At 50.6% G+C, this 16135-nt stretch carries 14 protein-coding genes, 1 tRNA gene and 1 pseudogene; 12 read left to right on the top strand and 4 right to left on the bottom strand.

Translation table 11 applies throughout. The features are described 5' to 3' along the window. Positions 1 to 230: 230 nt before the first annotated feature. The 8 genes from HV346_RS16120 to HV346_RS16085 all read left to right on the top strand — a co-directional run bounded on the left by HV346_RS16120 (position 231) and on the right by HV346_RS16085 (position 6871). On the top strand, positions 231 to 1181 hold the full coding sequence (locus HV346_RS16120; RefSeq protein ID WP_181620288.1) for a sugar-binding transcriptional regulator: 951 nt from the start codon (positions 231 to 233) through the stop codon (positions 1179 to 1181). Positions 1182 to 1253: 72 nt separating this feature from the next. Next, positions 1254 to 2060, top strand: coding sequence for an SDR family oxidoreductase (locus HV346_RS16115; protein ID WP_181620287.1), 807 nt, complete (start codon positions 1254 to 1256; stop codon positions 2058 to 2060). A gap of 9 nt (positions 2061 to 2069) precedes the next feature. Continuing rightward, complete coding sequence (locus HV346_RS16110; protein ID WP_181620286.1) at positions 2070 to 2477, top strand: mannose/fructose/sorbose PTS transporter subunit IIA; 408 nt, start codon at positions 2070 to 2072, stop codon at positions 2475 to 2477. Beyond that, the gene (locus HV346_RS16105; RefSeq protein WP_181620285.1) at positions 2477 to 2971 is read left to right on the top strand and encodes a mannose/fructose/sorbose PTS transporter subunit IIB; all 495 of its coding nucleotides are present in this window, start codon (positions 2477 to 2479) and stop codon (positions 2969 to 2971) included. Before HV346_RS16110 ends, HV346_RS16105 begins: the two co-directional genes overlap by 1 nt. Positions 2972 to 3152: 181 nt before the next feature. Continuing rightward, positions 3153 to 3950 (top strand): PTS mannose/fructose/sorbose transporter subunit IIC, encoded by a 798-nt coding sequence (locus HV346_RS16100; RefSeq protein ID WP_181620284.1) that lies wholly within the window; start codon positions 3153 to 3155, stop codon positions 3948 to 3950. A gap of 11 nt (positions 3951 to 3961) precedes the next feature. Beyond that, positions 3962 to 4786 carry a PTS system mannose/fructose/sorbose family transporter subunit IID gene (locus tag HV346_RS16095; protein WP_181620283.1) on the top strand — a complete coding sequence of 275 codons (825 nt, stop codon included), beginning with the start codon at positions 3962 to 3964 and terminating at the stop codon, positions 4784 to 4786. A 50-nt stretch (positions 4787 to 4836) separates the two neighbouring features. Further along, positions 4837 to 6057 (top strand): L-sorbose 1-phosphate reductase, encoded by a 1221-nt coding sequence (gene sorE, locus HV346_RS16090; protein WP_181620282.1) that lies wholly within the window; start codon positions 4837 to 4839, stop codon positions 6055 to 6057. A 1-nt stretch (position 6058) separates the two neighbouring features. Beyond that, positions 6059 to 6871 carry a shikimate 5-dehydrogenase gene (locus HV346_RS16085; RefSeq protein ID WP_181620281.1) on the top strand — a complete coding sequence of 271 codons (813 nt, stop codon included), beginning with the start codon at positions 6059 to 6061 and terminating at the stop codon, positions 6869 to 6871. Between the two features lie 205 nt (positions 6872 to 7076). Here HV346_RS16085 and HV346_RS16080 read toward each other — a convergent pair. Then, positions 7077 to 7148, bottom strand: a tRNA-Arg gene (locus HV346_RS16080). Positions 7149 to 7223: 75 nt separating this feature from the next. After that, positions 7224 to 8153 (bottom strand): formate/nitrite transporter family protein, encoded by a 930-nt coding sequence (locus HV346_RS16075; RefSeq protein WP_181620280.1) that lies wholly within the window; start codon positions 8151 to 8153, stop codon positions 7224 to 7226. 315 nt (positions 8154 to 8468) lie between these two features. Here HV346_RS16075 and mlaA point away from each other — a divergent pair, with 315 nt between their 5' ends. Then, complete coding sequence (mlaA, locus tag HV346_RS16070) at positions 8469 to 9221, top strand: phospholipid-binding lipoprotein MlaA (protein WP_181620279.1); 753 nt, start codon at positions 8469 to 8471, stop codon at positions 9219 to 9221. Positions 9222 to 9270: 49 nt separating this feature from the next. Here the strand turns inward: mlaA and HV346_RS16065 are convergent. Both HV346_RS16065 and fadL read right to left on the bottom strand, forming a co-directional pair. After that, positions 9271 to 10195: pseudogene (locus HV346_RS16065) on the bottom strand (transposase domain-containing protein). A 119-nt stretch (positions 10196 to 10314) separates the two neighbouring features. After that, positions 10315 to 11661: a long-chain fatty acid transporter FadL gene (gene fadL / locus HV346_RS16060; protein WP_181620278.1), complete on the bottom strand. Its 1347-nt coding sequence runs from the start codon at positions 11659 to 11661 to the stop codon at positions 10315 to 10317. 372 nt (positions 11662 to 12033) lie between these two features. On the opposite strand from fadL, the gene HV346_RS16055 reads away from it, so the two are divergent. The 3 genes from HV346_RS16055 to fadJ all read left to right on the top strand — a co-directional run bounded on the left by HV346_RS16055 (position 12034) and on the right by fadJ (position 15939). Further along, on the top strand, positions 12034 to 12318 hold the full coding sequence (locus HV346_RS16055; RefSeq protein WP_181620277.1) for a YfcZ/YiiS family protein: 285 nt from the start codon (positions 12034 to 12036) through the stop codon (positions 12316 to 12318). Positions 12319 to 12481: 163 nt separating this feature from the next. Next, the gene (gene fadI, locus HV346_RS16050) at positions 12482 to 13792 is read left to right on the top strand and encodes an acetyl-CoA C-acyltransferase FadI (protein ID WP_181620276.1); all 1311 of its coding nucleotides are present in this window, start codon (positions 12482 to 12484) and stop codon (positions 13790 to 13792) included. Next, positions 13792 to 15939, top strand: a complete 2148-nt coding sequence (gene fadJ / locus HV346_RS16045) for a fatty acid oxidation complex subunit alpha FadJ (RefSeq protein WP_181620275.1) — start codon at positions 13792 to 13794, stop codon at positions 15937 to 15939. The genes fadI and fadJ overlap by 1 nt, the downstream gene beginning before the upstream one ends. The last annotated feature ends 196 nt before the right edge of the window (positions 15940 to 16135 follow it).

The raw sequence follows: 16135 nt of genomic DNA, 5'->3' as shown, positions 1-16135 counted from the left end.
TGTTTTTGCTGTTAGCAACTTTGATTGATGAAGGTGAGCAGAATCAATGGATTAGAAAGGCGAGCACAGATGTGCCGTAAACGATCTATCGACACATCAAATGTGCAAGATAAAACGTCAGTTCTTGGCGTTCAAATAAGAGAAAATTGCTTTGAACTCCAGCATTGATGGGGTTATATCAGATCAGGACGACAATTTCGTGATTTGCACAAATGTGCAGGAGTGTAAAAATGGCGACGGAAAACAGCGATGACATTCGCCTGATCGTGAAAATAGCGCAGTTGTATTACGAGCAGGATATGACGCAAGCGCAGATAGCGCGTGAGTTGGGAATTTATCGCACGACCATTAGTCGCCTGCTGAAGCGGGGCCGCGAACAGGGAATTGTGACGATCGCCATTAATTACGATTACAACGAAAACCTTTGGCTTGAGCAGCAGTTAAAGCAGAAATTTGGTCTGAAAGAGGCAGTGGTGATCTCCTGTGACAGTGAACGGGAGGATGATCATCTCGCGATGATGGGTGAGCATGGCGCTCAATTGCTCGAACGCTTACTGGAACCCGGCGACATTATCGGTTTTTCCTGGGGACGAGCGGTGAGTGCGCTGGTGGAGGGGCTATCGCCAGCGGGCCAGTCACGTCAGCTCATCTGTGTACCCATTATCGGTGGCCCTTCAGGCAAGCTTGAAAGCCGTTTTCATGTCAATACGTTGACCTACAGCGCTGCTGCAAAGCTGAAAGGGGAATCTCATCTGGCGGATTTTCCAGCGCTTCTGGAAAATCCGCTGATTCGCAACGGCATTATGCAGTCCCGGCATTTTGAGACGATCGCTGCTTACTGGGATAATCTGGATATTGCACTGGTAGGGATTGGTTCTCCCGCCATTCGTGATGGCGCAAACTGGCACGCATTTTATGGCAGCGAAGAAAGTGATGATCTGCATGCCCGACAGGTTGCCGGAGATATCTGTTCACGCTTTTACGATATCAATGGTGTAACGGTAGACACCAATATGAGTGAAAAAACGCTCTCTATTGAAATCAATAAATTAAAAAAGGCGCGTTATTCTATTGGTATCGCGATGAGTGAAGAAAAGTTGAGTGGTATTCTTGGCGCTTTACGCGGGAATTATATTAACTGTTTAGTGACGAATAAATCCACTGCCGAATTGTTATTGTAATCAAAAAATTAAATTGATCCTGACATAATTAAATTTATGAGGGATCCCCTTATCTGAAAGTGGGAGTTAATTATGCAAACGTGGTTAAATTTAAAAGATAAAGTCATTATTGTTACAGGCGGAGCCTCAGGTATTGGATTGGCTATCGTCGAAGAGTTATTGGCTCAGGGCGCAAATGTGCAGATGGCGGATATTCACGGTGGAGTAGGGAAAAATGAGGGGCGGGGAGGGTATCAATTCTGGCCGACAGATATTTCCAGTGCGAAAGAGGTCACCCAGACTGTCGAAGAAATTATTCAGCGCTTTGGTCGGATTGACGGTCTGGTTAATAACGCTGGGGTGAATTTCCCACGTTTGCTGGTTGATGAAAAATCGCCAGCCGGAAAATATGAGCTCAATGAAGACGCGTTTGAAAAAATGGTCAATATCAACCAGAAAGGCGTGTTTTTGATGTCGCAAGCCGTGGCTCGTCAGATGGTCAGACAACATAACGGCGTAATTGTGAACGTCTCTTCGGAAAGTGGGCTGGAAGGCTCTGAAGGTCAGAGTTGCTATGCCGCGACTAAAGCCGCCCTGAATAGTTTCACCCGTTCATGGTCAAAAGAGCTGGGTAAACATGGTATTCGTGTGGTCGGCATTGCGCCCGGAATCCTGGAAAAAACAGGGTTGCGCACGCCTGAGTATGAGGAAGCGCTAGCCTGGACCCGAAACATTACCGTTGAGCAGTTGCGTGAAGGTTACAGCAAAAATGCAATTCCAATTGGCCGTTCAGGGCGTCTGACGGAAGTTGCTGATTTTGTCTGTTATCTACTGTCTGAACGTGCCAGTTACATTACTGGGGTGACCACGAACATTGCAGGCGGTAAAACGCGCGGCTAAGGAGGGCTTATGGTAAATGCAATCTTTTGCGCCCACGGCAAACTGGCTAGCGCCATGCTGGAGTCTGTGCAGATGGTCTACGGCGATGTCCATGTCCTGGCGGTGGAGTTTGTTCCCGGTGAGAACGCTGGAGATATCGTGGAAAAGCTGAGCACGTTAGTGAATACCCGCATCAGTGATGAATGGCTTATTGCCGTTGATCTGCAGTGTGGTAGCCCCTGGAACGCCGCCGCGACCCTGGCGATGCGTCATCCGGCAATCAGGGTTATCAGCGGGCTCTCTCTGCCACTTGCGCTGGAACTGGTGGACAACCAACGCACGATGAATGTGGATGAACTTTGTCAACACCTGACGACGATAGCTCAACAAACCTGCGTCGTCTGGCAGCATCTGGAAACGACCGAAGAGGATTTCTGATGAATATTACCCTGGCTCGTATTGATGACCGCCTGATCCACGGTCAGGTCACGACTGTCTGGTCGAAAGTGGCGAATGCGCAACGGATTATTATCTGTAATGACGAGGTTTATAACGATGAGGTGCGCCGGACATTATTACGGCAGGCCGCACCACCAGGAATGAAAGTCAATGTGGTGAATATTGAAAAGGCAGTGGCGGTCTATCATAACCCTCAATATAAAAATGATACTGTCTTTTATTTATTTACCAACCCACAGGATGCGTTATCTATGGTGAGGCTGGGCGTAGAAATTACGACGCTAAATATAGGTGGTATGGCCTGGCGGCCTGGGAAAAAACAATTAACGAAGGCTGTTTCTTTGGATGGTAACGATGTTAATGCATTTCGTGAACTGGATAGGCTTGGTGTGAAGCTGGATTTACGCGTTGTTGCCTCTGACCCTTCGGTTAATATTCTCGAAAAAATAAAAGAACAGTCATTCGCTGAATAAATAAAAGTGCCTGTATTTATGATATGTCGCCATTCTGGATATGTCGCGAGGGAACATTAACGAATCCCGGAAGCATAGCAATGTCGGGATGAGGAAATTAAACCTGCCGGGATGCAGCCTCAAAGACAACATGTCAATGCCGTAACAGGCAGGGATGAACACACTTAAAAGGTTCTATATTATGGAAATCAGTACCCTACAAATTATCGCTATTTTTATATTTTCCTGTATTGCCGGAATGGGCAGTGTGCTGGATGAGTTTCAGACTCATCGCCCACTTATCGCCTGTACTGTTATTGGCTTGATTCTCGGAGATTTAAAAACCGGGATTATGTTGGGCGGTACGCTGGAACTGATCGCACTCGGCTGGATGAATGTCGGCGCTGCACAGTCACCGGATTCAGCGCTGGCCAGTATTATCTCCGCTATTCTGGTTATCGTCGGACAGCAGAGTATTGCGACTGGTATTGCTATTGCCCTTCCGGTCGCGGCGGCAGGCCAGGTGCTGACCGTTTTCGCGCGAACCATCACTGTGGTATTCCAGCATGCGGCGGATAAAGCCGCTGAAGAGGCGCGCTTTAACACCATTGATATCCTTCACGTTTCTGCTCTGGGTGTTCAGGCACTACGCGTCGCCATACCCGCCTTGATTGTCTCGTTATTTGTCAGTGCCGACATGGTCAGCAATATGCTGAACGCCATCCCGGAATTCGTTACGCGCGGTTTACAGATTTCCGGTGGTTTTATTGTCGTTGTGGGCTACGCCATGGTACTGCGCATGATGGGCGTGAAATACCTGATGCCCTTCTTCTTCCTCGGTTTTATCGCGGGGGGATATCTCGACTTCAGTCTGCTGGCCTTCGGCGGCATCGGCGTGATTATTGCGCTGGTCTACATACAGTTGAATCCCCAGTGGCGTAAAGCCGGGCCGCAAGTACAGGCCACTTCAGCCACCGCCCTTGACCAGCTTGACGATTAACGGAGTCCATCATGGAACAGAAAAAACTGACCAAATCTGACCTGTTTAGCATGTTTGTCCGCTCCAATCTGCAGCAGGCGTCGTTCAATTTTGAGCGCATTCACGGGCTGGGCTTTTGCTACGACATGATCCCTGCCATCAAGCGACTGTACCCCCTGAAAGAGGATCAGGTGGCAGCCCTCAAACGCCATCTCGTTTTCTTCAATACCACACCAGCCGTTTGCGGGCCGGTGATTGGTGTCACGGCTGCGATGGAAGAGGCGCGCGCGAACGGTGCGGAGATTGATGATGGTGCGATCAACGGTATCAAGGTGGGCCTGATGGGGCCGCTGGCAGGCGTTGGTGATCCGCTTGTCTGGGGTACATTGCGGCCAATAACTGCCGCGCTTGGTGCGTCGTTAGCGCTGTCTGGAAATATTCTCGGCCCGCTGTTGTTTTTCTTTATTTTCAATGCAGTGCGTCTGGCAATGAAGTGGTATGGCCTGCAAATAGGCTTCAGCAAAGGGGTCAATATTGTCAGCGATATGGGCGGCAATCTGCTGCAAAAACTGACTGAAGGCGCATCGATTCTCGGTCTGTTTGTGATGGGTGTGCTGGTGACCAAATGGACCCGCATCAATGTACCGCTTGTGGTGTCACAAACGCCCGGCGCGGGTGATACCACCGTCACCATGACGGTGCAGAACATTCTCGATCAGCTCTGCCCTGGGCTGCTGGCTTTGGGGCTGACGCTGTTGATGGTGCGCCTGCTTAACAAAAAAATTAACCCGGTATGGCTGATTTTTGCCCTGTTTGGTCTGGGGATTATCGGTAATGCGCTGGGCTTCTTGTCCTGATTATCTGCCCCGGTGTTAAGCCGGAGCTCCTGTAAAACTGAGGTGGTACAATGCAAACAACAGCTTTACGCCTTTATGGCAAACGCGATCTTCGTCTGGAAACGTTCGAACTTCCTGAAATGCAGGACGATGAGATTTTGGCTACGGTGGTTACAGACAGCCTGTGCCTCTCGTCCTGGAAAGAGGCGAATCAGGGCGAGAATCATAAAAAAGTGCCGGATGATATCGCCACGAACCCGATCATCATCGGCCATGAATTCTGCGGCGACATTATAGCGGTTGGGAAAAAGTGGCAGCATAAGTTCCAGCCGGGTCAACGCTATGTCATTCAGGCGAATCTTCAACTGCCGGATCGCCCTGATTGCCCCGGCTACTCTTTCCCGTGGGTGGGAGGAGAGGCGACCCATGTGTTGATTCCCGATGACGTGATGGAGCAGGATTGCTTGCTGGCGTACGAAGGGGAAACCTACTTCGAAGGGTCGCTGGTTGAGCCGCTCTCCTGTGTGATTGGCGCATTCAACGCCAACTATCATCTGGAGGAGGGATCTTACAATCACAAAATGGGCATTCGTCCTCAGGGGCGGACTCTCATCCTGGGAGGCACAGGACCTATGGGGCTGCTGGCTATCGACTACGCGCTGCATGGCCCGGTTAATCCATCGTTACTGATTGTGACCGATACCAATAACGCTAAGCTGAGCTATGCCAGAAAACATTATCCTTCTGAACCGCAGACGCTGATCCACTACCTTCATGCGCAGGATGCTGCACATGACACGCTGATGGCCCTCAGTGGTGGGCATGGCTTTGACGATATTTTTGTGTTCGTGCCTAACGAACAACTGGTCACGCTGGCCTCTTCCCTCCTTGCTGCTGATGGTTGCCTGAACTTTTTTGCGGGTCCGCAGGATAAAAACTTCAGCGCGGCAATTAACTTTTACGACGTCCATTATGCCTTTACCCACTATGTCGGTACTTCTGGCGGCAACACCGATGATATGCGCGCAGCGGTTAAGCTGATAGAAGAGAAGAAAGTGCAGGCTGCAAAAGTGGTTACCCATATTCTGGGGCTGAATGCCGCAGGAGAAACCACGCTGGTGCTGCCTGAAGTCGGTGGTGGGAAAAAATTAGTCTATACCGGTAAATCATTACCGCTCACCGCATTAACCCAGATTGAGGATCCTGAACTGAGTGCCATTCTGGCGCGCCATCAAGGGGTCTGGTCTAAGGAAGCTGAACAGTATTTATTGTCCTCTGCCAGGGAGATTTAAGATGATTAACCGTGATACTCAGTTGTGTATGTCGCTTGCTGGCCTGCCCGGTAATTTTGGCACGCGCTTTCATAACTATTTGTACCAAAAGCTGGGGCTGAACTTTATCTATAAGGCCTTTACTACCCAGGACATCGAGGCGGCAGTAAAAGGTGTGCGTGCGCTGGGGATCCGGGGTTGTGCCGTCTCCATGCCATTCAAAGAGAGTTGCATGCCGTTTCTTGATGCTATCGATCCGTCGGCGAACGTTATTGATTCCGTGAACACTATCGTAAATGACAACGGCAGGTTGACTGGATTCAATACCGACTATATTGCCGTAAAAAGCCTGATTGAGGACCACCAGCTTGATACCTCCGCACGTGTCATGATTCGCGGCAGCGGCGGGATGGGGAAGGCCGTGATTGCCGCATTTCGCGATGCGGGCTTTCGTGATGTCATCATTGCCGCCCGTAACCGGGAAAGTGGCCTGGCGTTGGCTAAGCAGTATGGTTTTCAGTGGCAGCCGTTACCAGAAGGCATTGCCTGCGATATTTTGGTCAATGTCACCCCTGTCGGCATGGCTGGCAGCAAGCAGAGCAATGATTTAGCCTACAGTGAGTCGATGGTTGAAACGGCCAGCGTGATCTTTGATGTTGTCGCCCTGCCGCCAGAAACACCCGTGATTATGCTGGCCCAGCGGATGGGTAAAAAGACCATTAGCGGGGCGGAGGTCATTGCGTTGCAGGCCGTTGAACAGTTCGAAATGTATACCGGTGTTCGTCCGGATGATGCATTAATTACGGAAGCTGCCGCCTTTGCGCGGGCAGGATAAGTCAACGTTGAAAGAGCGCCAAGACAGGCGCTCTTTACTGTTGAATTCGGTATTGATTACGGTCATATACTCACCTGAACATCTGGTGATGATAACGAACGTTACATGGACATATTTAGAGGGAAGCCAGGGATCATTCGTTGGTGAGGTTTGTTGGCCCAACACCCGTATGGTGTGTATTAGAGGGGGGTGGAGAAGATTAAAGTGTCCCCTGCAGGAATCGAACCTGCAACTAGCCCTTAGGAGGGGCTCGTTATATCCATTTAACTAAGGGGACGAAGCGGCACGAGTATAGCGTTATTTAGACTTAGCGTTAAGCTCATCACCGCCCGACTGCTTAAAGTGTCGCCACTCAGGGCGATTTTTTTGCCGATTTAACATCAGCTTCCTGCGCTTTACGCTCGGCTTTGCGCTTGTTTGACATGTCATTGCGGATCTGTGCGTGGCTTAACAGCGCAAAAATAAAGGTTCCGCCGCAAATATTGCCTGCCAGTGTAGGAAGTGCGAAAGGCCAGAAAAAATCGAACCAGTGGACAGTACCCGTGAAGACCAGATAGAGCACTTCAACTGTCCCCACGACGATATGTGTCGTGTCGGCCAGGGCAATAAGCCAGGTCATTAAAATAATCACCACAATTTTCGCGCTGCCCGCGGATGGGAACATCCAGACCATCGTGGCGATAATCCAGCCTGAGATAATCGCGTTAGCAAACATTTCGGAGGGGGTGTTTTTCATCACATCCATGCCGATTTTCACAAAGGCATCCCTGGTGGCTTCATCAAAAATTGGCATATACCCAAAGGCCCAGGCGGCAATGCCAGTACCAATCAGGTTTCCCAGTAATACCACGCTCCACAGGCGCATCAGCAAGGTGATATTCCCGGCGGTAGGGTTGTGCATTATTGGCAATACGGCAGTGACGGTGTTTTCGGTAAACAGTTGCTGGCGTGCCATGATGACAATAATAAAGCCGAACGTGTACCCGAGGTTTTCCAGTAAAAAACCGCCAGGCACACCGTCCAGTTGCACATGAAATATCCCTTTTGCAAGCAGCGATGCCCCCATAGAGAGCCCCGCTGCAATCGCTGACCACAGCAATGCCATGGCATCACGCTCCAGCTCTTTTTCACCCTCTTGTCGAATATGTTCATGAATCGCCATGGCGCGGGAGGGCAGGCGGTCTTCATCGACTTCTATTTTCTCCCCTCGATTTTTCTCTTCGCTCTCGACTTCACGGTCTTCACTCTGTTCGCCGATTTTCGCTTCACGAATTTCCTTCATCACAGCTCCGGGCAAGGTGGTCTTGCTATTAAGGGTAGCGATTTTTTACGGATAACCCGTGGGGATGCTCTTAAATTCCCGGGAATGGCAACAATCGTGATACATCTCTTTCAAAGCCAATATAAAATTGCTGGCGAAACGAAATCAAAAAGCAGGCTATGCTGAGATCAGAGTGACGGTGGTTACTGCCCGTAATGGTGTGCGTAGACATCGCTAAACGTGCTGTTACAATCACTTGCACGTTTACAGACGGAGCGCCAGACGCTCCGTTACGGATGGCAATCAACGATAGCCATACTGAACAGGGAGATATTTATGAAACTTCGGCTGTCGGCGCTTGCGCTGGGTATCACTATGCTCGTGGGCTGCGCCAGCTCCGGCGAGCAAACGGGGCGCTCCGATCCTCTCGAAGGATTTAACCGCACCATGTACAACTTCAACTACAACGTGCTGGATCCGTATGTGGTTCGTCCTGTGGCTGTTGCATGGCGTGATTACGTTCCACAGCCTGCACGTAATGGACTGAGTAACTTCACCAGTAACCTGGAAGAGCCAGCGGTGATGGCGAACTATTTCCTGCAAGGTAATCCGTATCAGGGGATGGTGCATTTCACCCGCTTCTTCCTTAACACCCTGCTAGGGATGGGCGGGTTTATTGATGTTGCTGGAATGGCAAACCCGAAACTGCAGCGTGAGCAACCGCACCGCTTTGGTAGTACGTTGGGACATTATGACGTGGGCTATGGTCCGTATGTGCAGTTGCCATTCTATGGCAGCTTTACCCTGCGTGATGATGGCGGTGATATGGTCGATACCCTTTATCCGGTGTTGTCATGGCTCACATGGCCGCTGTCGGTGGGTAAATGGACTGTTGAAGGTATTGAAACGCGTGCGCAATTGCTCGATTCCGACGGCTTGCTGCGTCAGTCTTCCGACCCGTACATTATGGTGCGTGAAGCCTACTTCCAGAATCATGATTTTATTGCCAGCGGTGGCAAGCTGAAGCCGGAAGAGAATCCAAATGCGAAAGCGATCGAAAATGAATTAAAAGATATCGATTCGCAGTAAATAACGTCAGAAATAAAAAAGGTGAGCAATATGCTCTAATGCCAGTCAGTTAAGCAACTGACTGGCTCTTTTTACTCGCTTTTGGATACTTCCTGGGCCTTTCCTTTACCCCTCTCGGGAAGGCTCTTTCCCTTCTTGTCGGTAGCTTTACCATCTGCGCCATGCTCTCTATATCCCGCATCAGTTCCGGGATACGACCCGGTGAAGCCCCCTGTAGCGTCATTAACATCCTCATGACCATTCCGCACGACTCCGGGAAGCGCATGGCATCCGTCATTGATGCCAGGAGATAGCCGATTTTTCCTTTGCGGGTGAACGTCAGCAGTCGGGCCGTCATTTCTTCTCCCAGCTCCGGCCATTTTTTTCGTGCCTGTGCTCTCCTGCCTGGCTCCAGGCATTTAACAGCCACAGTGAGTAATAACCTTTATCCATTAACGTCAGGGTGTTATCCCCTGTCTGGTCTATAAGTTGCTTTCGCTGTTTTTCATCGTACCGAAGGCCGCTGCCGTCAGCAGATGACGGGTCAGTTCCATCTGACAGACCATTTTGACCTGCGGGGAGAGTGCCGGCGTCCCGGCATGCGTCTGACGAGGGAAGGCTATATCGTTTTCTGCCGTGTCCGGTGTGCGCCAGAACACACCATCGACGGCCAGCAGGGTCAGGCCACACCAGTGCGGATATGCCAGAGTGCCTGAACACGCGGCATACGGCCTCACTTCTCAGACGCTGCCAGGCAGCATGATATCCAGCCGGTTCACGATCTGATGAAGAGGTTCCTTACGTTCAAGCGCCATACCGACAATGCACCAGACCATCATTTCCAGCGGCAGGCGGCGCTTGCGCAGAGTGACGGTTCCGGATTCTTCAGGACAGCGGGAAATCAGTTCCGGGTCCAGATATTCGCCCAGAGAAGTCATAGGGTTACGAAGAGAATCGTAACGGGATACCAGATCAAGAGCCTGTCCAGTGTGCATAAAAAAATCCGGAAACGGGTGAGCATTTCCGGATTCTTACACAGCCACTGGATCGGTCAACCGATCCTTAACTGATCGGCATTAGAGCAATATGCTCACCTTTTTTGATCCCTGAGTGGTTAGAACGCGTAGTTGAAGTTCGTACCAAACAGCCAGGCTTTACCTTCAGAATGGAAGGTGTAAGCCGCTGGGCCTTCACCTTCGGTGAAGTTAACGTTTTGACCATGCATATAAGATGCGCCCACATCGACAGACGCGTCTTCATTAAACGCATAGGTCAAACCTGCGCTCAGCCACAGACGGTCCTGATCCGGGATGGAAATGGAACGTTTGTCTGCAGGAACAGGGCTGTCATCAAAGGCAATCCCGGTACGGAAGGTCCAGTTTTTATCGTAGTAGTAGGTTGTACCCAATGCGATACGATAAGCGTCTTTGAAGCTTTCATCTTTATAGAACAGTGTCTGACCATTGTCGCCAGTGGCTTTCAGCTCCTGGAACTGACTCCAGCTGGTGTAGGTCAGGCTGTAGTGGATAGCCCACTGCGGTGCAACGCGGTTATAACCGGACAGTTCCCACATCTCAGGCAGATGCAGTGACAGAGAACCATTTTCGGTTCTGCCGCCGGTCCCTTCCGGAAGTCCACTCAGACCCATATTTCCGAGGATCGTGCTCAGTCTCGGATTGATGGAACTCTTATAATCGCCGTCAAAGTCGATTTTCACTTCTGAACGATAGGTCAGGCCCCAGCGGTTGTTTTTATCCAGTTCATACAAGATACCGGCGTTCCAGCCAAATCCCCATTCGTCACCCTTCAGGTGAGCAATTTGGTCATCAGCAGAACTGATTCCATCCAGATAGGATGGAGGAACGCGCCCAGAAAGTTGGTTTGCCAGTACAGGGCCGAGTGAACCTGCATAGCGCTCAATTTTTGCTTTCGCGTAAACGGCATCGAAGCCTAAACCGAAGCTCCAGTTGCTATCAAGACGATAAGCACCGCTCAGGTTAAGGTTAACGGTTTGCAGATCGGTTTTGCCGCCATAAATACCGGCTGCATAGTTTTCGCCAAATTCTGTTGCCAGGCCATAATTGGAGGTGACAGATGCACCCCAACCGAACTGATCGTTGATTGGCATAACAAAGTGCATGTTAGGAACCCATGCGCTTGGCGCAATGTTGTCCTGGTTAGCACTTTGTCCTGTTAAATTGGATTTGCCGTTAACATTGACATCCGGGTCGATATAAACCGCACCGGCAGAGAAGGTTGGACGATCAAACATGGTGATAAGCGCAGGGTTACGGCTTGCGTTACCAGCATCATCTGCGATTGCACCTTCCCCGGAATACGCACGGCCAAGGCCAGAGGAAGAAAATTCGTTTAACTGGAAGCCCGCGGACCAGGCGGACGTTGAGACGATTGCCACTGCGACTGCCAGCGCAGTCTTTTTGAACAGGGTTTTCTGGCTCATGACCATAACCTCATTGAGTTATTTTTATTCAATAATTGTTACATACCGTAACAGGAGCGCGAAGTGTAGGGTCTGCGGTAACACTTAGAAATCAGACCAGTGGCGAGAGTATAGGTCGGACCAGATGGGATGTTGCAAGTTTGTTTATTAAGTTTTTCAAATATGTTTCACGAAACGAGATCTGGCTGGCAAAAATGTGACCATCTCGACTCATTCAAAAGGGTGGTTTTTGTTTTAGATCATTTTTTAGTGTGATATTGGTCACTTATCTCATTTTGCGTCATTAACGGCTGGAGAGAGCCACCGCTGGGGCGTAAAATATCAGCATCGTGTTTATCTCGCGCCCTGCGCGAATACAGAGGAAATTGAGCTATGAGTAAATGCAGTGCTGATGAAACCCCGGTTTGCTGCTGTATGGATGTTGGTACTATCATGGACAACACCGATTGCACCGCGTCTTACAGCCGTGTCTTCACCAATCGTGCCGAGGCTGATGAAACCCTGGCGGCGCTGAGCAAACGTGCTCGCGACGTTGAGTCTGAGCCTTGTGAAATCAAATCCTCGTTCACCGAAGTTGAAGGTGGTGTGCGTCTGGATATTGACTTTGTCTTCGCCTGTGAAGCGGAAACACTGATCTTCCAGCTCGGCCTGCGTTAATCCTTTCTTCCTGATACCCCTGCCTTGCAGGGGTATTTTCTTTTTATTCTCTGTGTTTTAGCTCCCACTTTTTCATCTCTCTGATTGGCTGAATGTAAAAAAATGGTTAAGACTGTTATCAGGTCAGACCACTTTGCATTTATGTTATTTACAGGGGCGTGTTATGAGTCAGGCATTACCGCTTATCACCCGACAAGGCGATCGCATTGCCATTGTCAGTGGATTGCGTACTCCGTTTGCGCGTCAGGCGACCGCATTTCACGGAATTCCAGCCGTCGATCTGGGGAAAATGGTGGTGGGGGAGATGCTGGCTCGCAGCGAAATATCTCCTGATGTTATTGAACAACTGGTTTTCGGCCAGGTTGTCCAGATGCCTGAAGCACCCAACATTGCCCGCGAGATTGTTCTGGGAACCGGGATGAATGTGCATACTGATGCGTATAGCGTTAGCCGCGCATGTGCCACCAGTTTTCAGGCCGTCGCCAATGTGGCTGAAAGTCTGATGGTGGGCACAATCCGGGCTGGCATTGCGGGTGGTGCAGACTCTTCTTCTGTGCTGCCGATTGGCGTGAGTAAAAAACTGGCACGTATGCTGGTGGATGTTAACAAGGCCCGAACGACAGGGCAGAAACTCAAGCTTTTCTCACGCCTGCGTCTGCGCGATTTAATGCCTGTACCGCCTGCTGTTGCCGAGTATTCGACCGGTCTGCGCATGGGGGATACGGCTGAGCAAATGGCGAAAACGTACGGAATAACGCGTGAGCAGCAGGATGCACTGGCCCATCGTTCTCACCAAAATGCCGCACAGGCCTGGTCACAAGGCAAACTGACTGATGAAGTGATGACTGCTTATATTCCGCCTTATCGTGAACCACTTACTGAAGATAATAACATCCGTGGCACGTCGACCCTGGCGGATTATGCAAAGTTACGTCCTGCATTTGATCGCACACATGGCACGGTGACGGCGGCAAACAGCACTCCGCTTACCGACGGTGCTGCTGCAGTGATCCTGATGACCGAATCGCGTGCAAAAGAGTTAGGCATTACGCCGTTGGGTTACTTGCGTAGCTACGCGTTCACGGCCATTGACGTTTGGCAGGACATGTTATTGGGACCAGCCTGGTCTACGCCGCTGGCGCTGGAACGTGCAGGTTTAACGCTAGCAGACTTAACGTTGATTGATATGCATGAGGCCTTCGCTGCGCAGACACTGGCGAACGTACAGTTGCTGGCCAGCGATCGTTTTGCGCGTGAAGTACTCGGTCGGGCACATGCCACTGGCGAAGTTGATGAGAGTAAATTTAACGTTCTGGGAGGCTCCATCGCTTACGGCCATCCATTTGCTGCAACGGGTGCGCGAATGATCACCCAAACATTACATGAACTGCGCCGTCGTGGTGGCGGTTTTGGTCTGGTTACCGCCTGCGCGGCGGGTGGTTTAGGTGCGGCAATGGTCCTGGAGGCGGAATAATGGAAATAGCATCTGCATTTACGCTGGATATTCGCCCCGATAATGTAGCCATTGTGACCATTGATGTACCCGGCGAAAAGATGAATACCCTGAAGGCCGAATTTGGCGTTCAGGTGCGCGCGATGTTAAAGCAGATCCGCGAAAACAAAGATATTCGCGGTCTGGTGTTTATCTCAGCCAAGGCGGATAACTTCATTGCAGGGGCGGATATCAACATGATCGCTCGTGCGAAAAATGCGCAGGAAGCTGAAGAGCTTGCGCGCCAGGGGCAGCAGGTGATGGCCGAAATCCATGCGCTGTCGATCCCGGTGATCGCGGCTATCCACGGGGCTTGCCTGGGCGGGGGGCTTGAGTTGGCTCTGGCTTGTCATCGCCGCATTTGTACTGACGATGCGAAAACCGTTCTGGGCTTGCCGGAAGTGCAATTAGGGCTATTGCCAGGCTCCGGCGGAACACAGCGTTTGCCACGCCTGGTGGGAGTCAGTACGGCACTGGAGATGATTTTAACGGGTAAACAATTGCGTGCGCGTCAGGCATTGAAGGTGGGACTGGTTGATGAGGTGGTTTCGCCATCTATTTTGCTTGAATCCGCCGTGGAACTGGCGCTGAAAGGACGTCAGGCAAAGCGTCACCTGCCCGTGCGTGAGCGCATTCTTGCAGGACCCCTCGGGCGTACGCTGCTTTTCAGCATGGTGGGTAAGAAAACCGAACAAAAAACCAGGGGCAACTACCCGGCAACGAAACGAATTCTGGACGTCATTGAAACCGGACTGGCGCAAGGGAGCAGCAGCGGGTACGCGGCTGAGGCAAAAGCGTTTGGTGAACTGGCGATGACGCCGCAATCACAGGCCTTGCGCAGCATCTTTTTTGCCAGCACCGATGTTAAAAAAGATCCTGGAAGTGAGGCTGAACCTGCTCCACTACGTTCGCTTGGTGTGCTGGGTGGGGGACTGATGGGCGGCGGTATTGCGTTTGTTTCCGCCAGCAAAGGCAAATTGCCTGTGCGTATCAAAGACATTAACCCAAAGGGGATCAATCACGCGCTGCAGTACAGTTGGCAGATCCTTGATCAAAAGGTGAAGCGTCGCCATATCAAGGCAAGTGAGAGAGATAAGGCGCTGGCATTAATCTCGGGTACAACCGACTACAGTGGTTTTGCTCACCGTGATGTCGTCATTGAAGCTGTCTTCGAAGACCTGGCGCTTAAACAAAAAATGGTGGCCGATGTTGAAGAGCATTGTGCACAGCACACTATTTTTGCATCGAACACCTCGTCATTGCCGATCGGTGATATTGCTGCAAATTCAGCACGTCCTGAGCTGGTTATTGGCCTGCATTTCTTTAGCCCGGTTGAAAAAATGCCGCTGGTGGAAGTTATCCCTCACGCGCGAACAAGCCCGCAAACGGTGGCTACCGTGGTTAAACTTGCCAAAATGCAGGGTAAGACGCCAGTCGTGGTGGCGGATAAAGCTGGCTTTTATGTTAACCGTATTCTTGCGCCTTATATAAATGAAGCCATGCGGCTTCTGACGGAAGGCGAGAAGATCGAACATATTGATGAAGCATTGGTAAAGTTTGGTTTCCCGGTGGGGCCAATCCAACTTTTGGATGAGGTAGGAATAGATACCGGCACTAAAATTATACCAGTACTGGAAGCGGCTTATGGCGATCGTTTTAGCCCGCCTGCAAACTTTGTTTCTGCGATTTTGAATGACGATCGCAAAGGCAGAAAAAATGGACGTGGTTTCTATCTTTACGCTGCGAAAGGGCGTAAAAGCAAGAAACAGATCGACCCTTCGGTTTATGGGCTCATTCCGATAACCGGACAGGGAAAACTGACGGCGCATCAGTGTGCTGAACGCTGTGTCATGATGATGCTTAATGAGGCGGCTCGTTGCTTTAGTGAGCAGATCATCAAAAGCGCACGTGATGGCGATATCGGTGGTGTTTTTGGTATTGGTTTCCCGCCATTCCTCGGCGGCCCGTTCCGTTACATGGATACACTCGGTGCGGGTGAAGTGGTTGCAATCCTGCAACGTCTTGCCACTCAATATGGTCCCCGGTTTACACCGTGTGATGAATTATTGCAGATGGCAGAACGCGGCCAAACTTTTTGGCCTTCAAGGGAAACTGCCCTCGTAAGTTGAGGTCAAAGAAGGGTAAATCCAACGTTGAATGAACTTGTTTTGGCGAATTTGTAAACAAAGATTGACTATACTTACGCCATTAAGGTAAAAAACAGCGTTTCATTCACCGAATGGATCAGGCACAATGCCCGGCCATCGGGTTTTCTGCCTCCTTGATGTTATTGCAGGCAGTCAACGCCGGTGATTCTGGTTAACA

Source organism: Enterobacter sp. RHBSTW-00994 (assembly GCF_013782625.1).
In the GTDB taxonomy this organism is placed as follows: domain Bacteria; phylum Pseudomonadota; class Gammaproteobacteria; order Enterobacterales; family Enterobacteriaceae; genus Enterobacter.
Note: the sequence above shows the minus strand (reverse complement) of the source record. Positions and strands in the feature narration are given on the sequence as shown.

Excerpts from the sequence above, each read along its gene's own strand:
- HV346_RS16120 (WP_181620288.1), top strand. The coding sequence starts at position 231 with ATGGCGACGGAAAACAGCGATGACATTCGCCTGATCGTGAAAATAGCG.
- HV346_RS16115 (WP_181620287.1), top strand. The coding sequence starts at position 1,254 with ATGCAAACGTGGTTAAATTTAAAAGATAAAGTCATTATTGTTACAGGC.
- HV346_RS16100 (WP_181620284.1), top strand. The coding sequence starts at position 3,153 with ATGGAAATCAGTACCCTACAAATTATCGCTATTTTTATATTTTCCTGT.
- HV346_RS16055 (WP_181620277.1), top strand. The coding sequence starts at position 12,034 with ATGAGTAAATGCAGTGCTGATGAAACCCCGGTTTGCTGCTGTATGGAT.
- HV346_RS16095 (WP_181620283.1), top strand. The coding sequence starts at position 3,962 with ATGGAACAGAAAAAACTGACCAAATCTGACCTGTTTAGCATGTTTGTC.
- sorE (WP_181620282.1), top strand. The coding sequence starts at position 4,837 with ATGCAAACAACAGCTTTACGCCTTTATGGCAAACGCGATCTTCGTCTG.
- HV346_RS16085 (WP_181620281.1), top strand. The coding sequence starts at position 6,059 with ATGATTAACCGTGATACTCAGTTGTGTATGTCGCTTGCTGGCCTGCCC.
- HV346_RS16105 (WP_181620285.1), top strand. The coding sequence starts at position 2,477 with ATGAATATTACCCTGGCTCGTATTGATGACCGCCTGATCCACGGTCAG.
- fadL (WP_181620278.1), bottom strand. The coding sequence starts at position 11,661 with ATGAGCCAGAAAACCCTGTTCAAAAAGACTGCGCTGGCAGTCGCAGTG.
- HV346_RS16110 (WP_181620286.1), top strand. The coding sequence starts at position 2,070 with ATGGTAAATGCAATCTTTTGCGCCCACGGCAAACTGGCTAGCGCCATG.
- fadJ (WP_181620275.1), top strand. The coding sequence starts at position 13,792 with ATGGAAATAGCATCTGCATTTACGCTGGATATTCGCCCCGATAATGTA.
- fadI (WP_181620276.1), top strand. The coding sequence starts at position 12,482 with ATGAGTCAGGCATTACCGCTTATCACCCGACAAGGCGATCGCATTGCC.
- HV346_RS16075 (WP_181620280.1), bottom strand. The coding sequence starts at position 8,153 with ATGAAGGAAATTCGTGAAGCGAAAATCGGCGAACAGAGTGAAGACCGT.
- mlaA (WP_181620279.1), top strand. The coding sequence starts at position 8,469 with ATGAAACTTCGGCTGTCGGCGCTTGCGCTGGGTATCACTATGCTCGTG.